The following is a 15,968-nucleotide window of genomic DNA, read 5'->3' as shown; positions in this document are numbered from 1 at the left end:
GTGCTATATAATGTGTGCAGACAGGGGAACACGGAATCCGTGCGCCCCGGAAACATAAAAGGGTAAGAAATAAAAGGAGGAACATAACATGAGTATTTTTAATGTAACCGATGAGAAGATGAAAGAGACTTCTTCCGTATTTACACTGACAGAGATTCATCAGCAGCCGTCTACCTGGAGAAAGACCTGCGCACAGCTGAAGGCATGCAAGGATGAGCTTCAGAAGTTCATCGATCAGGTAGTAACCCAGGATGATTTCGATATCGTACTGACAGGCGCAGGAACCAGTGAGTTCGTAGGAAACTCCCTGTATCAGGCACTGAATAAAAAGTACAACTTCAAGGTAAAATCTTACGCAACCACAGACCTGGTTCCCTCACCGGAGTGCTTCCTTTCCCGCACAAAGCCGACTCTGCTGGTAAGCTTCGGCCGTTCCGGAAATTCACCGGAGTCCCTGGGAGCCGTACAGAACGCAGAGGCAGTATGCCAGAACCTGTATCATCTGTTCGTAACCTGCAACCATGAGGGAACACTTTCCAAGCTGGCAAATGACAGACATAACTGCTATGCTATCAACCTGACACCGGAGACCCATGACCAGTCCTTTGCTATGACATCCAGCTTCTCCAATATGTACATGGCTACTTACATGGCATTCAACCTGGATCGTCTGGATGAGATCGCAGAGGCAGTGGAGAAGATCGCAGCAGCAGGCGAAGTATTCCTGGATAAGAACTGGACCATTGCAAAAACTATCGTAGATGAGTTTGATTTCAACCGTATCGTATACCTGGGAACCGCAAGCCTGAAGGGCGTGGCTCAGGAGTCCGCACTGAAGATGCTGGAGCTGACAGCAGGTGATGTGGCAACCATGTACGACACACCGCTTGGATTCCGCCATGGTCCCAAGTCCATCATTGATGATCGTACTCTGACTGTTGTTTACCTGAGCGATGACAAATATCAGAGAAATTATGAGATTGACCTTATTAAGGAAATGAGTCCCCAGAGAAAGAAGAACCGTATCGTAGCAGTGATGAATACACCTTGCAAAGAAGTGGAGGGTCTGGTAGACTATACAGTAGAGATGAATATCGGACAGAATCTTGAGAATGTATTGCTTGGTTTCAACTACGTTACATTTGCGCAGACTGTAGCAGTGCTCAAGTCTCTGTCCCTGGGTATCACTCCGGATAATCCCTGCCCCACAGGCGAAGTAAATCGTGTAGTAAAAGGCGTAACCTTGTATCCCTACACTGCAAAATAAAACCTATTTGGAGGAAAAGAACATGGTAGGATTACTGATTACCGGCCACGGCCATTTTGCCACGGGACTGGGTTCCAGTCTTCGACTGATTACCGGCAATACAGAGAACATCGAGTATGTGGATTTTGAGGCAGACCACTCCACAGAGACACTGGCGCACAATCTGAATCAGGCTTTCGATAAGCTGAAGAACTGCGACGGCGTACTGGTACTTTCAGACCTGGCAGGAGGATCCCCCTTCAAGACGGCGGTAGAGTGTAAGTTCGCAAGACCGGAGCAGGCTATCGAAGTCATCGCAGGCTCTAACCTGCCGATGCTGATCGAAGGCTCCATGTCCATGGGTATCTATGAGAATCCGCTGGATATGGCAGAGGCGCTGATTCCGACCGGAAAGGATTACATCATCCGGTTTGAACTGGCCGAGCATAACGACGACACAGAAGAGGATGGTATTTAAGTATGAGTATTAACTGGGAAGTAATCGGATGGACCTGCGTTACACTGGCATTTATCATGGGCGTGATCGCTCTGGTGCTGGCAATCATTTCTGCAAGAAACGTAAAGAAACGCCGCGGAGAACTGCAGGAAGTGCACACGGATCTGAAGATCGGCAGCCAGGTGATGTTTGCCGGCGGTATCTACGGCAAGGTAGTAGGAATCGAGGACGAGACAGTCAATGTCGAGGTAGCAAAGGGAACCGTCATCAAGATTTCCCGGTATGCGATCCAGTCTCTTGAAAACTAAAGAATAAAAAAGCAGGCGGTGTTCCGGTAAAAAGGAACATCGCCTGTTTTTTTATATTCTTTTTGTGAAAAATCAGGTTTTATAAATGGTTTTGGCGTATTCGCTGGGGGCCATATTATACTTTTGGGTAAAAGCCCGGGAAAAATAATGGATGGAATTAAAGCCCAGCATCAGCGCGATTTCACTGATGGTGTAGCGGTTCTCGCAGATCATCTGCCGGCTCTTTTCCAGCTTCAGCTCATTGATATATTTTTTAGGCGGCATGTCCATATTTTCCTTGAAGAGAATCTGCAGGGAAGAACGGGACATGGAGAATTTCTGGCAGATCTCCGCGATGGTGATGGGCTCATAGATGGTCTCGTCGATATAGGCCAGAATCCGCTCCAGCAGCTCGTCCTCGTAGTGCTGGCGTGCCGTGGTTACAGGCTTTTCCGACTTTCTGCCGATAAATTCCGACTGGAGCAGGCGGATGACCGTCTCCTGCAGCAGGCAGAGCATCAGGCTATTCATATAGGGAATCTCGGAGGTACTCTCGGAGACAAAGGCCTTGATCAGAGTATAAATCTTCTTGTCATAAGTAAAGACCTTGTTCAGAAGCAGTTCGTAGTGGCTGCTCTCCACATCGTAGACCACAGTTTCCATGTCGAAAATGATGGTTACATAGGAGCAGGAGTCGCCCTTGGCGATATTCTGTGTGTGGAACTGGCCGGGACCGTAGATCATCAGCTCCTTTTCCTTTATGGTGTAGCATGTTCCTTCCACATCAGTCAGGAGCTGTCCCCGATCCACATAAGTCAGTTCGAAATAATTATGGGATTCGCCGTTGAAAACATAGCCGGAGTTCCGAATATTATAGTAATAACCCAGAATCTCGCTGATTCGGATACGGGGCAGAATCCGCCGGAACATGTAGGCAGGAGTCAGCGCGTCCAGAGAATAATTATAATCGGAAATGGTAATCAGTTTGCAGGTAATATTGGAAGTAACTGCAACCAGATTAAAGTAAAGTCCGGGCTTCAGCTTTACATACCGGTGGATAGCAAAGGCCTCCAGTTTATTCACATCCAGAGACTCGCCCACCACCAAGGCAGCCATGCCGCTCTGCATTTCCAGGCGCACTTCGCAGTCGAAATGATAGAGCTGATTGATGCTTCGTTTGGCAATCATATGCCAGTCACGGCAGATCATGCCGGTCTTTTCCAGAGAGACAGGCTTGTCGTAAACAGATCCGAACCGTTCAAATTCGAGACTCGATGTCTTTAATTGCATATTTTACCTCCATATATGGATCTTATTATAGCTTTTTTTGTTAGAAATGTCCAGAAAAGTGTGATCCAAAAATAAAAAAAGAATAAAAAACATAAAAACAAACTAAAAACCACACGGATTCAACTAAAAACTACAAATACAAAAAGTATAAAAAGACGTATAATAAAAACACCTTGAAGGGGATTTTCGGGGTACATCATAATCAAGGAGGGGATGAAAATGCCCAATATCGTATTAACGAGAATTGACAACCGTCTGGTTCACGGACAGGTTGCCACACAGTGGTGCGGAACCATCGGAGCAAACTTAATCCTGGTAGCCAACGATGAAGTGGCTGGAAACAAGCTTCGTCAGGGCCTGATGGATATGGCAGCTCCGGCATATGCTTCCATGCGTTACTGGACCATTGAAAAAACCATCTCTACTATTCACAAAGCATCCGATAAGCAGCTGATTTTCATTGTATGTGAGAATCCGCAGGATGTACTGAAGCTGGTAGAAGGTGGTGTGCCGATTAAGAAGGTAAACATCGGCAACATGCACATGGCAGAAGGCAAGCGTCAGGTTGCAGGCTCTGTAGCCGTAGATGACGCAGATGTAGCTGCATTTGCAAAGCTTCGCGATCTGGGAGTGGAACTGGAGATTCGCCGTGTTCCGACCGAGGCAGCGGAGAACATTGAGAAGCTGTTCAAGTAAGTTACGATTCCTTATGAGGGGGAATATAAAACAGCTTTATACTATTGGAAAGGAGATTATATAAATCATGAGTTTTAATGCAATTCAGATTTTACTGGTTGCTGTTTGGTCCTTCATCGTGGCCATCGACCAGTTTGACTTATTGGAATCTCTGTACCAGCCTATCGTAACCGGAGCAGTCATCGGAGCAATCCTTGGTGACCTGCAGACAGGACTTATCGTAGGTGGTACTTATCAGCTGATGACCATCGGTAACATGCCCGTCGGAGGAGCTCAGCCCCCCAACGCCGTAATCGGTGGAATCATGGCTACCGTATTTGCTATTTCTTCTGGTCTTGATACCAGCGCAGCAGTTGGACTTGCTGTTCCCTTCGCTCTGATTGGACAGTACATGGTAACTCTGCTGTTCACCGTTATGTCTCCGCTGATGTCTTCTGCAGACAAGATGGCTGAGAAGGCTGATACAAAGGGTATCGTTCGTCTGAACTACCTGGCTATGGGCGCTCTGGGACTTCTGTTCGCTATCGTTTGTGTAGCTGGTCTGCTCGGCGGAAGCGCACTTGGCGAGACACTGACAGCTATTTCTGATAAGTATGCTTGGATCATGACAGGTCTTAGCACCGCTGGTGGAATGATGCGTTTCGTTGGATTTGCTATTCTGCTTCGTATCATGCTTTCCAACGACCTGTGGGGAATTTACTTTGCAGGTTTCACACTTGCTACTATCATCGGCTACATTCCGGACCTGAGCGGTTCTGCTCTGCTTCTGGTAGCTTTTGTTGGTATCGCAATTGCACTGTACGACTTCCAGACTCGCGTTGCTATTAAGCAGAACGCTGGAAATGGTGGAAACGGAGGTGAAGAGGATGGCATCTAATGCTACAACTTACAAGGATTTAACACCGGCTCAGCCGCTTGACAAAAAAACTCTTAATAAAATGGTATGGCGTTCTCTGAATCTGCAGGCTTCTTTCAACTATGAGAGAATGCAGGCAGCAGGATGGCTTTACTGTATCCTTCCGGGACTGGAGAAAATCCATACCGATAAGGATGACCTTTCAGCTTCTATGCAGCACAACCTGGAGTTCTTCAATACTCATCCGTTCCTGGTAACATTCGTAATGGGTATTGTACTTTCTCTGGAGCAGCAGAAGGCAGACATCAACATGATTCGTTCCGTACGTGTTGCAGCTATGGGACCCCTGGGTGGTATCGGTGACGCTCTGTTCTGGTTCACTCTGGTTCCGATTACAGCAGGTATTACAGCGAACATGGCTATCAACGGTTCTATTGCAGGACCTATCCTGTTCCTGTTAATCTTTAACATTGTTCAGATGGCTCTGCGTTTCTTCCTGATGAACTGGTCCTATGAACTTGGTTCTAAGGCTATTGAGATTCTGACCGCTAACGCAAAAGAGTTCATTCGTGCAGCATCTATGCTGGGTGTATTCGTAGTTGGTGCTCTGACATCTAACTACGGTGGAACAACTGTTGCCCTGACCATCGAGAACGGCGATAGCCCCATCGTTATCCAGAGTATTCTGGATGGCATCCTGCCGAAGCTGATTCCGCTTGGCATTACTCTTGGCCTGTACTTCCTGATTAAGAAGAAGGGCTGGACTCCGGTGGCTTGTATCGGACTTCTGCTGGTAGTAGGTATTCTGGGAGCGTTCATCGGACTCTTCTAAGGAATACAAATTACATAGTGGCTTATGCTTCTCGTAAGAGAGTGAAATAGGCAACGGTTATGATAACCTGAAATCCCAGGAGGGACGCTGTTTTCCGGCTTTGGCCGGGAGACGGCGTCCTTTCTTCCTGTAAAACAACGAAAAACCCTCCGGCTGCTGCACGGAGGGTTTTGATTTTACCCGTTATTCCTGGCCGTCCCAGCAATAGGTGCAGAGCCGGCTCTTGTCCAGTCCGGTGGCTTCTATCATGTCGTCCAGGCGGTTGAAGCGGAGGCTGGTGAAGTTCAGCTGTCTGCGGATCTCTTCCAGCATGGCTTCGTAACGGCCGGTCTCAGGGTCGGCGTATTCTTTCAGGATCTCGTCGGTGACATGGCCATTTTCCAGCTTTTCAATGACACGGCGGGAGATCAGCTCCATTTCCGAGGTGGAGCGGGAGAAGTTCAGATATTTGCAGCCGTAGAGAATGGGCGGACATGCAGGACGGATATGGACTTCTTTGGCTCCGCTGTGGTACAGAAATTCGGTGGTTTCTCCCAGCTGGGTGCCGCGGACGATGGAGTCGTCGATGAGCAGCAGGCTCTTGCCCTCGATGAGATCATGCACAGGAATCAGCTTCATTTTAGCAATGAGATTCCGCTTGCTCTGGATGGTGGGCATAAAAGAACGGGGCCAGGTGGGGGTGTACTTAATAAAGGGGCGGGAGAAGGGAATTCCCGAAGCATTGGAGTAGCCGATGGCTGCTGCCAGGCCGGAATCGGGAACGCCTGCCACGGTGTCCGGCTTCACGTTATCCCGCTTTGCCATGAGCTCGCCGCTGCGATAACGCATTTTCTCCACGCTTAAGCCTTCGTAGGTGCTGGATGGGTAACCGTAGTAGACCCACAGGAAGGTACAGATCTTCATGTCCTTTCCGGGGGTGATCAGGGTTTTATAGCCTTCGGGGGTGATCACGTCCACCTCGCCGGGACCAAGGACGTGTTCGGTGTCGTAGCCCAGATTCAGATAAGCGAAGTCCTCGAAGGACACACAGTAGGCGTCCTCTTTCTTTCCGATGACCAGAGGTGTCCGTCCCAGACGGTCGCGGGCAGCATAGATTCCTTTGGGTGTCAGGAGCAAAAAAGTTAAGGAACCATCAATGCTCTCCTGGGCGTAGCGGATGCCGTCGATGAGGTTCAGCTTCTGGTTAATGAGTGCTGCCACCAGCTCGGTGGGGTTGATATCGCCGCCGCTCATTTCCAGAAAATGCGCGTTTCCCCGGTCGAAAATCTGCTTTGTCAGCTCCTGGGCGTTATTGATGCGGCCCACGGTGGTGATGGCGAAGGTACCGTGATGGGAGCGCACCAGCAGTGGCTGGGGCTCGTAGTCCGAGATACAGCCGATGCCCAAGTTTCCCTTCATCTCCTGCATATCCCGGTCAAATTTAGTACGGAACGGGGTGTTCTCGATATTGTGAATGGCACGGTCAAAGCCGTTCTCTCCGTAGACGGCCATGCCGCCACGGCGTGTTCCCAGGTGGGAATGATAATCTGTTCCGAAAAACAGGTCAAACAAACAGTCGCTCTTGGAAGCGACACCAAAAAATCCTCCCATAGACTCTCCCTTTTTCTTCTTTAAAATATAGTAAAAATGATGTGTCTTTCTCTATAACGGTAGCACAGATCCGGCGAGAAGTCCAGAAGGAAGAGGAAAAATGCCGTAAATGTCAGTATATGAAGAAAAACCCTGTATTTACACTTTTTTTTCAATTTTTGCATTGATGAAAATACAATTTTGTAGTATACTAAGCTCGATCCTAAAAATATCATGTAAAGTGAGGAGATAATCATGGCATTAGTTACAACAACAGAGATGTTTAAGAAAGCCTATGAGGGCGGTTACGCTATCGGTGCTTTCAACGTAAACAACATGGAGATCGTTCAGGCTATTACTGAAGCAGCTGGAGAGCTGAAGTCCCCGGTTATTCTGCAGGTTTCCGCAGGCGCAAGAAAGTATGCAAACGCTACTTATCTGAGAAAGCTTGTTGAGGCAGCAGTGATCGAGAATCCGGATATTCCCATCGCTCTTCATCTGGATCACGGCGCAGACTTCGATATCTGCAAGTCCTGCGTAGACGGCGGATTTACTTCCGTTATGATCGATGCTTCCAAGTATCCGTTCCAGGAGAACATCGAGATCACAAAGAAGGTTGTTGAGTATGCACATGCTCACGGCGTAGTAGTAGAGGCAGAGCTTGGTAAGCTGGCTGGTATCGAGGATGATGTAAAGGTTTCCGCTGAGGATTCTTCTTATACACAGCCGGAAGAGGTTGAGGAGTTCGTTGACAAGACTGGTGTTGACTCTCTGGCAATCGCTATCGGTACAAGCCACGGTGCATTCAAGTTCAAGCCGGGCACAAAGCCGCAGCTTCGTTTCGACATCCTGCATGAGATCGAGAAGAAGATCCCGGGATTCCCGATCGTTCTTCATGGCGCTTCCAGCGTACCGCAGGAGTATGTAAAGATCATCAACGAGCATGGCGGAGCTCTGAAGGACGCTATCGGTGTTCCGGAAGATCAGCTGCGTGAGGCTGCAAGATCTGCAGTTTGCAAGATCAACATCGACTCTGACCTTCGTCTGGGCCTGACAGCAGGTATCCGTCAGGTAATGTCCGAGCATCCGGACTACTTCGATCCGAGACAGTATCTGACCGTAGCTCGTCAGAACGTAAAGGATGTTGTAGCTCACAAGATCCAGGACGTACTGGGAAGTGCAGGAAAGGCTTAAGTCTTATCGACGAAACCGTATATTTTGGAAAACCGCAGAGGAATCTGCGGTTTTCTTTATATCAGGGAAAATCCGCCGCTCAGTGGAAGAAAACAGACTACACTGCGGCCGGACAGGGAGGAAAAGATGTATCAGCGCATCCGAGGTGGAATCCTATTATTGATAAAGGATATTCGAAGTCTTTTACCGGCCATGGCAGGCGTGGCAGTCTACTGGATCGTGACTCATCTTCTGTTTAACCGGTTCTGTCCTACGCAGATTCTTTTTAACTTTCCCTGTCCGGGCTGCGGGATGACCCGCGCTCTGATGCTGGTGCTGTCGGGACAGTTCGGGGAAGCCTGGCGGCTGCAGCCGCCGGTGTACGGGTGGATTCTGGGCGGCGCGGGCTTCTGTGTGGATCGGTATCTGATTCATGTGGAAAAAAGAAGCGCCGGAGCGGCAAAGCTGTGGATAGTCTATTTTGTTCTGCTGCTGCTGTGGGGTATGGCGCTTTATGGCCTGCGGCTGTTCACCGGAATTCCGGTGGAGCTGATGGATCCGGGACGGACGCTGTACAGGCTTCTGACAAAAGTTTAATATTTTCTGAAGAGCGTTGCGCGGGAATACAGATGATGATAAACTAAAAGCGGGTTTTATAGTAGCTCATTATAATTTTATTAACCATGAGGAGGAGCATCGTATGGATGAAATGTACAACGGAAACGATCAGAACGGAATGGGAGATTCCTATCAGCAGCCTGTTCAGGAGCAGCTTCAGTATCAGTATCAGCAGCCCCAGACGGATCTGGAGGAACCGGTAAGCATGGGAGAGTGGCTGATTACCATGCTGATTCTTATGATTCCCTGTGTGAATCTTGTGATGATGTTTGTATGGGCCTTCAGCAGTAAGGAGAAAAAGAGTAAGTCCAATTATTTCAAGGCGTCTCTGATTTTCGCGGCAGTGATTCTGGTTCTGTATATCATTATTATTGCGATTTTTGGAGCAGCCTTTGCAAGCGCCATATCAGGGGCGGCTTACTACTAAGGAGCGGAGCTGGGAGTCCATTTTCCCAGACGGTATGCCCGCCAGGAGATAAGAAAGTTCAGGAGCCAGCCCAGCGGAATGGCATACCAGACATAGGCGGGACCGAGGCGCGGAGCCGTCAGGGCGGCGAAGGCCACCCGGAAGGTGAGATTGACCAGGTTTGCCAGGGTGAAAGACCCCATATCAGCAGCACCCCGGAGAATCCCGTCGGTGCAGAGCTTCAGGCCCAGCAGGGCAAAGAAAAAGCCCAGGAACCGCAGATATCCCACGCCGGTGGAAAGAGCGGCGGAGGTTCCTTCGGATCCGAGAAAACAGCGGATCAGGAAGGGCGCAAAAAATTCCAGAAAGAGACAGAGGAGTACGGCGATGCCGGCTGTCAGGCGCAGAGACGCGTGATAGCCTTGCCGTACTCTTTTTTTCGCGCGATCCAGGGAATCCGGGTCTGGTTCCGGCTGACCGGAACGGGAGACAGAGCCGGGAGCAGACAGGGCAGCGCCCAGATTCTGGGCTGTGTAGGAAGACATGGCTGTTCCCAGGGCGGACAGAGGGACGATGCAGAGACTCTCCACCCGGGAAGCAGCAGAGTATCCGGCCAATACCTGGGCTCCGAAAGGATTGATAACGGACTGGGTCAAAAGAGTCCCGATGGAGACGGTGGACTGTTGAAAGATAGAGGGCAGAGCCACTTTGCAGATTTCCTGAAATTCTCCGGGACTGAACAGAGGAAGGGGACCGACGACGTCCCGGGTGCAGGAGCGGAGCACCTGCAGAAAGAGAAGAAAGGACAGCAGGACAGAGAATCCCTGGGAAAACAGGGTTGCCCAGGCAGCTCCGGCGACGCCCAGGTGAAAACCGCAGACCAGCGTCAGATCCAGGGTAATATTCAGAAGAGAAGAAAAGAGCAGCAGGTACAGCGGAATCCGGGAGCGGCCCAGGGCATGGAACAGAGCGGAGAGCACATTATAAAGAAAGAGAAAGGGCAGTCCCAGAAAATAAATCTGCAGGTAAGAGGCCGCCATGGGAAGCAGCTCAGGAGGCGTCCGAAGCAGCTCCAGGAGGCTCCGATGCAGGAAAAAGCCCACTACAGACAGAAACAGACTGAGATTCAGAAAGGAAAGCAGAATTGTGGAGACCGTCAGGCGCATGCGTCCGTATTCCCGGGCGCCGAACCAGCGGCCCACCAGAACCGCTGAGCCTGTACCGCCGCCGATGGCGATACAGATAAATACATGGGTCAGAGCTCCGGAAGCGCCCACTGCAGCCAGGGCATTTTCACTGACAAAACGCCCCAGGATGACGGAATCTGCGATGGTATAGAACTGCTGAAACAGATTTCCAAGCATAATGGGCAGGGAAAAGGCGCAGATGGCGGAGATGGGGCGATCCGTAATAAGATATTCCCGGCTGCGCGTCCGGGATGAAGTGCGGTTTTTCATAGGGCAGCTTCCTTTCCGGGGAGGTTTGAATACTATAAAGAAACTGTAATAATTCCGGTGATATTATGTCTGCATGGATATGGGAAATGCTGATACTGGTGACGGCGTTGTCTGTGGATACCTTTGCCGCCGGTTTTGTATATGGAGTAAGCGGAGTGAAGGTTCCCGGGGTATCGGTCTGGATTCTGACCGGGGTGTCGGGACTTCTGTTTGTGGCGGCTCTGTTTGTGGGCGGAGCGGCAGGCAGGCTGCTGCCTGAACATCTGGCCCGGGTGGGAGGATGTCTGTTTCTGACTGTTCTTGGGCTCTGGAAGCTGGCGGCTCCCTTCGGCCGCAGGGAAGCGGAGCGGGCGGACAGAAACCAGGATCGACGGGTTTCTCCGGCGGAGGCCGCCGTCCTGGGGGCGATGCTTTCCGCCGATGGCCTGGCGGCCGGAGTGGGATCAGGCTTTCTTTCCGGAAAAATAAGCTTTCTCCGGGTGGGCGCCTTTGGCCTGGGGAGCTCCGTGGCGGCCGGGATGGGTGCCTTCCTTTTGGGAAAATGGTGCGGTCGTAGTCTGTCCTGTCGCTTTCAGACGAACCTGTGCTGGATCAGCGGTGCGCTTCTGCTGCTTCTGGCTGTGATAAAGCTGTTTTAAAGGGTAGACGGAACAGCAGAAGCTCATGGGCCAGCAGGGGCGTGGCAGAGAGCAGAATGAGCCGTCCCCATTCTGCTATGGAAAGACGGCAGGTGCCAAAGGCGGTCACAAAGCAGGGAATTTCCGTGACCAGTACCTGCAGGCTGATGCCGATACAAAAGGCTGTCACCATGAGCCCATTGGTAAAGGGAGGTGTTCGGAAAATACTGGTTTCCACATCCCGCATGCCGATGGCGTGGAAGAGCTGGGAGATACCCAGAACTGTAAAAGCATAGGTCTGACAGCGGGTCAGCAGCTCCGGCGACTGCAGAAGAAGCCGCAGGTGGCTCGGCGTCAGCGGAAGTTCCCGGGACAACAGCAGAGAAACAGGAAGCTGCAGAAAGGCTGCGGTACTGATCAAAGCGATTAAAAAGCCGTAGAGCAGGGTACAGGCCAGGCCGCCCCCGGCAAAAAGATTCTCATTTCGGGGACGGGGCGGCCGGTGCATAAAATGTTCCGGGTCGCCCGGATCCACGCCCAGAGCCAGAGCGGGCAGAGAATCCGTGATCAGGTTAATCCACAGGATATGGGCGGGCTTCAGGGGAGAACCAAAGTTCAGTAAAATGGCGGTCAGCATGGTCAGAATCTCTCCGAAATTGGAGGAGAGCAGAAAAAGGACTGCCTTTTTAATATTTTCATAAATACCGCGGCCTTCGGCAATAGCCCGGGTGATGGTTGCGAAGTTGTCGTCGGTCAGGATGAGATCGGCGGCATTCTTGGCCACATCGGTTCCGGTGATGCCCATGGCTACGCCCACATCAGCTGCCTTCAGAGAGGGAGCGTCATTGACGCCGTCTCCGGTCATGGCCACGATCTCCCCGGCGGCTTTCAGCGCGCGGACGATGCGGACCTTATGCTCGGGGGACACCTGGGCGAAGACCTTCAAATGACGGACAGCATGAGAAAACTCTTTATCGGAAAGGACGTCGATGCCGGGCCCGCTGATACAGTCTGAGGGACGGGAGGCAATCCCAAGCTCCCGGGCAATGACCAGGGCTGTGTCGCTGCGGTCTCCGGTGATCATTAGGGTGCGGACACCTGCCTGGCGAAAGGACTCTACAGCTCTGGCAGCTTCCGGGCGTACGGGATCCATCATTCCGGCCAGCCCCAGAAAGGTCAGATTCTGTTCCGAGGGCCGGGTATCCCCGGTACGCATGGCCAGAGCCAGCACTCGGAGGGCCCGGGCAGAGAGTGTGTAGAGTGCCTCTTCAATGCGTCGTCTGCCGGATAGGCTGAGAGGACGGATCTGACCCATTTCCCAGATGGTATTGCAGCGCTTCAGGATCACATCCGGGGAACCCTTGGTATAGGAAATAGTGCCGTCGTTCTTTTTATGAAGAGTGGTCATCATTTTGCGGCCGGAATCAAAGGCCAGCTCGCCGATGCGGGGGCGTGTCTGTTCCAGCCCGGGGCGTGTCAACTCATAGCGACGGGCCAGATCCAGGAGAGCCAGCTCCGTGGGGTCACCAATACGGCTGTCCCCGTCGGAGACAGCGTCATTGCAGAGGGTAAAGCCCTCCAGAAAGACCTGACTGCGTTCTGGATCCAGTCGGGAGGCCTCCCGGAACTGGCCGTCGGTCCAGCAGGCTGTGACGGTCATGCGGTTCTGGGTCAGGGTGCCGGTCTTGTCAGAGCAGACCACACTGACACAGCCCAGAGTCTCCACACTGGGGAGCCGCTTGACGATGGTATTGACCTTTACCATCCTGGAGACACTGAGGGCCAGTACCATGGTCACAACTGTGGGAAGCCCTTCGGGAACGGCAGCCACAGCCAGGGAAATGGCCGTAATCAGCATTTCCATCAGATCCCGTTTCTGGAGAACGGCGATAACAAAAAGAAGGGCGCAGAGGATCACGGAAAGGATCCCCAGGATGCGGCCCAGGTCAGCCAGACGCCGCTGGAGAGGTGTGGTTTCGCTGGGAGCTTCACTGATAAGACCGGCGATCCGGCCGATTTCCGTATCCATACCGATGGCGGTGACGATCCCTTCGCCCCGACCATAGGTGACGGAGGTGGACATAAAGGCCTGATTGTGGTCTTTTAGATCCTTTTCCACGGGCATGGATTCCCCGGTCAGGGCTGATTCCTCCACCTTCAGGCTGCTGACGGAAATCAGTCGGAGATCCGCGGGAACCTGCCGCCCGGCGTCCAGGCAGACCACATCCCCGGGAATCAGATCTCGGGCGGGGATCTCATGCAGGTGCCCGTTTTCCCGGATGAGAGCCGTGGGACTGGTCAGTTGCTTCAGTGCGTCCAGGGCCCGCTGGGCCTTTCCCTGCTGAATCATGCCCACCGTGCTGTTCAGAAGAATGACCACGCCAATGATGGCTGCATCGTAGACTTCCCCCAGAAGCAGGGAAACGGCCGCGGCCATCATCAGAATAAAGATCAGGGGATCGTTCAGCTGTTCCAGAAAGATCTCCACAGGCGTCTTCCGGCGGCCTTCTATCAGAACATTTTGTCCGCGCGCAGGTGCAGCGGAGCTGGCAGAATATTTCATAGGGCAAGCATCCTTTCCTGTTTGTCTTAGGATATGAAAAAAAGGACAAAGGTATACCTAATTTCGGGGGTTGTCAAGGGTGGGGTGATCGCCTATAATGTAATAGAAACAGTTCAGGCATACTGCTGTGCAGCCAGATTTTATGCTTGCGTAAGAATCTGGCTGCACAGCAGTATGCACTAAGCGCCACGATATGAGCAAAAATAAGCTGTATAGCAGCGGAGTGCTCCGCATATATGCGCGAAATTACGCGAAAGCGGTAACGTTTTTTTGCAAAGGCGCGACTGAACGTACGTCATAATAAAAACAGGAGGATATACGGATTGAACAGAGAAATGGTTATCGTTCTCGACTTCGGCGGCCAGTACAATCAGCTGGTGGCGCGCCGTGTCAGAGAATGTAATGTATACTGCGAAATTTACTCTTACAAGACCGATATCGAGAAGATCAAATCCATGAATCCCAAGGGAATCATCCTGACGGGAGGACCGAACAGCTGCTACGAGCCGGATTCACCGACTTACACGGACGAGCTGTTCAAGCTTGGTATTCCGGTTCTGGGTCTGTGCTACGGCGCTCAGCTCATGAGCCATGTGCTCGGCGGCAAGGTAGAGCGCGCGGACGTAAGAGAGTACGGTAAGACCGAGGTACTCATCGATAAGGCAGCATCTAAGGTATTTGAGGGCGTGAGCCCGAAGACCATCTGCTGGATGAGCCATTTTGACTATATCTCAAAGGTGGCGCCCGGCTTCGAAATCACAGCCCATACCGCAGACTGCCCGGTGGCAGCCGCTGAAAACGAAGCTGAGAAGCTCTACGCCATCCAGTTCCACCCGGAGGTACTGCATACCGCCGAAGGCACAAAGATGATCAACAACTTTGTAAAGAATGTCTGCCAGTGTGCAGGCGACTGGAAGATGGATGCCTTTGTAGAGAACACGATTCAGGATATTCGCGTGAAGGTCGGCGACGGCCGCGTACTGCTGGCTCTGTCCGGCGGCGTGGATTCCTCCGTGGCAGCAGGACTTCTGTCCAGAGCCATCGGCAAGCAGCTGACCTGCGTGTTCGTGGATCACGGTCTTCTTCGTAAAAATGAGGGAGACGAGGTAGAGCAGATTTTTGGCCCCAACGGCCAGTTTGATCTGAACTTTATCCGTGTCAATGCCCAGGAGCGCTACTACAACAAGCTGGCAGGTGTGACCGAGCCGGAGGCAAAGCGTAAGATTATCGGCGAGGAATTCATCCGTATTTTCGAGGAAGAGGCGAAGAAGATCGGAGCTGTGGACTTCCTGGCCCAGGGAACCATCTACCCGGACGTGGTAGAGAGCGGTCTCGGCGGAGAATCCGCCGTCATCAAGTCCCACCACAATGTGGGCGGGCTTCCGGATTTCGTTGATTTCAAGGAAATCATCGAGCCCTTGCGCGACCTGTTCAAGGACGAGGTCCGCAAAGCGGGTCTGGAGCTTGGCCTTCCGGAGAGCCTGGTATTCCGTCAGCCCTTCCCGGGTCCCGGTCTGGGTATCCGTATCATCGGCGAGGTCAACGCCGAGAAGGTACGTATCGTCCAGGACGCTGACTTCATCTACCGGGATGAGGTAGATAAGGCGGCTGCGGCCTACAAGAAGGAGCATGGTGAGAACCCGAAGTGGTTGCCGAATCAGTACTTCGCGGCTCTGACCAATATGCGTTCCGTAGGCGTTATGGGTGACGAGAGAACCTATGATTATGCCGTAGCGTTAAGAGCGGTGAATACCATTGATTTTATGACCGCAGAAGCAGCGGAGATTCCCTTCGCAGTGCTGCAGAGCGTCATGAGCAGAATTATCAATGAAGTGCGGGGAGTGAACAGAGTATTCTATGATCTGACCAGCAAGCCGCCCGGGACGATCGAGTTTGAATAA

General features: G+C 51.8%; 15 protein-coding genes. 11 read left to right on the top strand and 4 right to left on the bottom strand.

Annotated features, from left to right (window positions below; genetic code table 11):
- The first annotated feature begins 88 nt into the window (after window positions 1–88).
- Genes H8S44_RS01385 through yajC form a run of 3 tightly spaced genes read left to right on the top strand, consistent with a single transcriptional unit; the run spans window position 89 to window position 2,011 of the window.
- Complete coding sequence (locus H8S44_RS01385; protein ID WP_186872844.1) at window positions 89–1,267, top strand: SIS domain-containing protein; 1,179 nt, start codon at window positions 89–91, stop codon at window positions 1,265–1,267.
- Between the two features lie 22 nt (window positions 1,268–1,289).
- Window positions 1,290–1,724: a PTS sugar transporter subunit IIA domain-containing protein gene (locus H8S44_RS01380; RefSeq protein WP_186872845.1), complete on the top strand. Its 435-nt coding sequence runs from the start codon at window positions 1,290–1,292 to the stop codon at window positions 1,722–1,724.
- Window positions 1,725–1,726: 2 nt separating this feature from the next.
- Window positions 1,727–2,011, top strand: coding sequence for a preprotein translocase subunit YajC (gene yajC, locus H8S44_RS01375; RefSeq protein WP_186872846.1), 285 nt, complete (start codon window positions 1,727–1,729; stop codon window positions 2,009–2,011).
- Window positions 2,012–2,083: 72 nt separating this feature from the next.
- Here the strand turns inward: yajC and H8S44_RS01370 are convergent, their stop codons facing one another.
- The gene (locus H8S44_RS01370) at window positions 2,084–3,280 is read right to left on the bottom strand and encodes a helix-turn-helix transcriptional regulator (protein WP_186872847.1); all 1,197 of its coding nucleotides are present in this window, start codon (window positions 3,278–3,280) and stop codon (window positions 2,084–2,086) included.
- Between the two features lie 219 nt (window positions 3,281–3,499).
- Here H8S44_RS01370 and agaV point away from each other — a divergent pair, with 219 nt between their 5' ends.
- From agaV to H8S44_RS01355, 3 genes are all read left to right on the top strand, one after another.
- Window positions 3,500–3,976, top strand: a complete 477-nt coding sequence (agaV, locus tag H8S44_RS01365) for a PTS N-acetylgalactosamine transporter subunit IIB (protein WP_186872848.1) — start codon at window positions 3,500–3,502, stop codon at window positions 3,974–3,976.
- Between the two features lie 67 nt (window positions 3,977–4,043).
- Window positions 4,044–4,853: a PTS mannose/fructose/sorbose/N-acetylgalactosamine transporter subunit IIC gene (locus H8S44_RS01360; RefSeq protein WP_186872849.1), complete on the top strand. Its 810-nt coding sequence runs from the start codon at window positions 4,044–4,046 to the stop codon at window positions 4,851–4,853.
- On the top strand, window positions 4,843–5,664 hold the full coding sequence (locus tag H8S44_RS01355) for a PTS system mannose/fructose/sorbose family transporter subunit IID (protein WP_186997520.1): 822 nt from the start codon (window positions 4,843–4,845) through the stop codon (window positions 5,662–5,664). The genes H8S44_RS01360 and H8S44_RS01355 overlap by 11 nt, the downstream gene beginning before the upstream one ends.
- Before the next feature lie 183 nt (window positions 5,665–5,847).
- On the opposite strand, the gene H8S44_RS01350 is transcribed toward H8S44_RS01355, so the two are convergent.
- Window positions 5,848–7,254, bottom strand: coding sequence for an amidophosphoribosyltransferase (locus H8S44_RS01350; protein WP_186872851.1), 1,407 nt, complete (start codon window positions 7,252–7,254; stop codon window positions 5,848–5,850).
- A 234-nt stretch (window positions 7,255–7,488) separates the two neighbouring features.
- On the opposite strand from H8S44_RS01350, the gene fba reads away from it, so the two are divergent.
- The 3 genes from fba (at window position 7,489) to H8S44_RS16275 (ending at window position 9,451) form a co-directional block, all read left to right on the top strand.
- The gene (fba, locus tag H8S44_RS01345) at window positions 7,489–8,427 is read left to right on the top strand and encodes a class II fructose-1,6-bisphosphate aldolase (protein ID WP_186872852.1); all 939 of its coding nucleotides are present in this window, start codon (window positions 7,489–7,491) and stop codon (window positions 8,425–8,427) included.
- A 126-nt stretch (window positions 8,428–8,553) separates the two neighbouring features.
- Window positions 8,554–9,003: a DUF2752 domain-containing protein gene (locus H8S44_RS01340; protein WP_186872853.1), complete on the top strand. Its 450-nt coding sequence runs from the start codon at window positions 8,554–8,556 to the stop codon at window positions 9,001–9,003.
- 103 nt (window positions 9,004–9,106) lie between these two features.
- Window positions 9,107–9,451, top strand: a complete 345-nt coding sequence (locus tag H8S44_RS16275; RefSeq protein ID WP_243167439.1) for a hypothetical protein — start codon at window positions 9,107–9,109, stop codon at window positions 9,449–9,451.
- Here the strand turns inward: H8S44_RS16275 and H8S44_RS01330 are convergent.
- Complete coding sequence (locus tag H8S44_RS01330; RefSeq protein WP_186872854.1) at window positions 9,448–10,887, bottom strand: MATE family efflux transporter; 1,440 nt, start codon at window positions 10,885–10,887, stop codon at window positions 9,448–9,450. The two genes, H8S44_RS16275 and H8S44_RS01330, sit on opposite strands and share 4 nt — an antisense overlap.
- Before the next feature lie 65 nt (window positions 10,888–10,952).
- On the opposite strand from H8S44_RS01330, the gene H8S44_RS01325 reads away from it, so the two are divergent.
- Entirely contained in the window at window positions 10,953–11,525 is a 573-nt protein-coding gene (locus H8S44_RS01325) for an MntP/YtaF family protein (protein ID WP_186872855.1), read from the top strand.
- On the opposite strand, the gene H8S44_RS01320 is transcribed toward H8S44_RS01325, so the two are convergent.
- Complete coding sequence (locus tag H8S44_RS01320) at window positions 11,479–14,067, bottom strand: cation-translocating P-type ATPase (protein WP_186872856.1); 2,589 nt, start codon at window positions 14,065–14,067, stop codon at window positions 11,479–11,481. The genes H8S44_RS01325 and H8S44_RS01320 overlap by 47 nt on opposite strands.
- A 323-nt stretch (window positions 14,068–14,390) precedes the next feature.
- Between H8S44_RS01320 and guaA the strand changes: the two genes are divergently transcribed.
- Window positions 14,391–15,968 (top strand): glutamine-hydrolyzing GMP synthase, encoded by a 1,578-nt coding sequence (gene guaA, locus H8S44_RS01315; RefSeq protein ID WP_186872857.1) that lies wholly within the window; start codon window positions 14,391–14,393, stop codon window positions 15,966–15,968.

Origin of the sequence: Anaerosacchariphilus hominis (assembly GCF_014290175.1) — a bacterium.
Classification (GTDB): Bacteria; Bacillota; Clostridia; order Lachnospirales; family Lachnospiraceae; genus Laedolimicola; species Laedolimicola hominis.
This window is presented reverse-complemented; position numbering and strand designations above follow the sequence as displayed.

What these genes read in the sequence shown, in the direction of transcription:
- H8S44_RS01340 (WP_186872853.1), top strand. Translation starts at nt 8,554, where the DNA reads ATGTATCAGCGCATCCGAGGTGGAATCCTATTATTGATAAAGGATATT.
- H8S44_RS01330 (WP_186872854.1), bottom strand. Translation starts at nt 10,887, where the DNA reads ATGAAAAACCGCACTTCATCCCGGACGCGCAGCCGGGAATATCTTATT.
- agaV (WP_186872848.1), top strand. Translation starts at nt 3,500, where the DNA reads ATGCCCAATATCGTATTAACGAGAATTGACAACCGTCTGGTTCACGGA.
- H8S44_RS01370 (WP_186872847.1), bottom strand. Translation starts at nt 3,280, where the DNA reads ATGCAATTAAAGACATCGAGTCTCGAATTTGAACGGTTCGGATCTGTT.
- H8S44_RS01320 (WP_186872856.1), bottom strand. Translation starts at nt 14,067, where the DNA reads ATGAAATATTCTGCCAGCTCCGCTGCACCTGCGCGCGGACAAAATGTT.
- H8S44_RS01380 (WP_186872845.1), top strand. Translation starts at nt 1,290, where the DNA reads ATGGTAGGATTACTGATTACCGGCCACGGCCATTTTGCCACGGGACTG.
- H8S44_RS16275 (WP_243167439.1), top strand. Translation starts at nt 9,107, where the DNA reads ATGGATGAAATGTACAACGGAAACGATCAGAACGGAATGGGAGATTCC.
- H8S44_RS01360 (WP_186872849.1), top strand. Translation starts at nt 4,044, where the DNA reads ATGAGTTTTAATGCAATTCAGATTTTACTGGTTGCTGTTTGGTCCTTC.
- H8S44_RS01350 (WP_186872851.1), bottom strand. Translation starts at nt 7,254, where the DNA reads ATGGGAGGATTTTTTGGTGTCGCTTCCAAGAGCGACTGTTTGTTTGAC.
- yajC (WP_186872846.1), top strand. Translation starts at nt 1,727, where the DNA reads ATGAGTATTAACTGGGAAGTAATCGGATGGACCTGCGTTACACTGGCA.
- H8S44_RS01355 (WP_186997520.1), top strand. Translation starts at nt 4,843, where the DNA reads ATGGCATCTAATGCTACAACTTACAAGGATTTAACACCGGCTCAGCCG.
- H8S44_RS01385 (WP_186872844.1), top strand. Translation starts at nt 89, where the DNA reads ATGAGTATTTTTAATGTAACCGATGAGAAGATGAAAGAGACTTCTTCC.
- H8S44_RS01325 (WP_186872855.1), top strand. Translation starts at nt 10,953, where the DNA reads ATGTCTGCATGGATATGGGAAATGCTGATACTGGTGACGGCGTTGTCT.
- fba (WP_186872852.1), top strand. Translation starts at nt 7,489, where the DNA reads ATGGCATTAGTTACAACAACAGAGATGTTTAAGAAAGCCTATGAGGGC.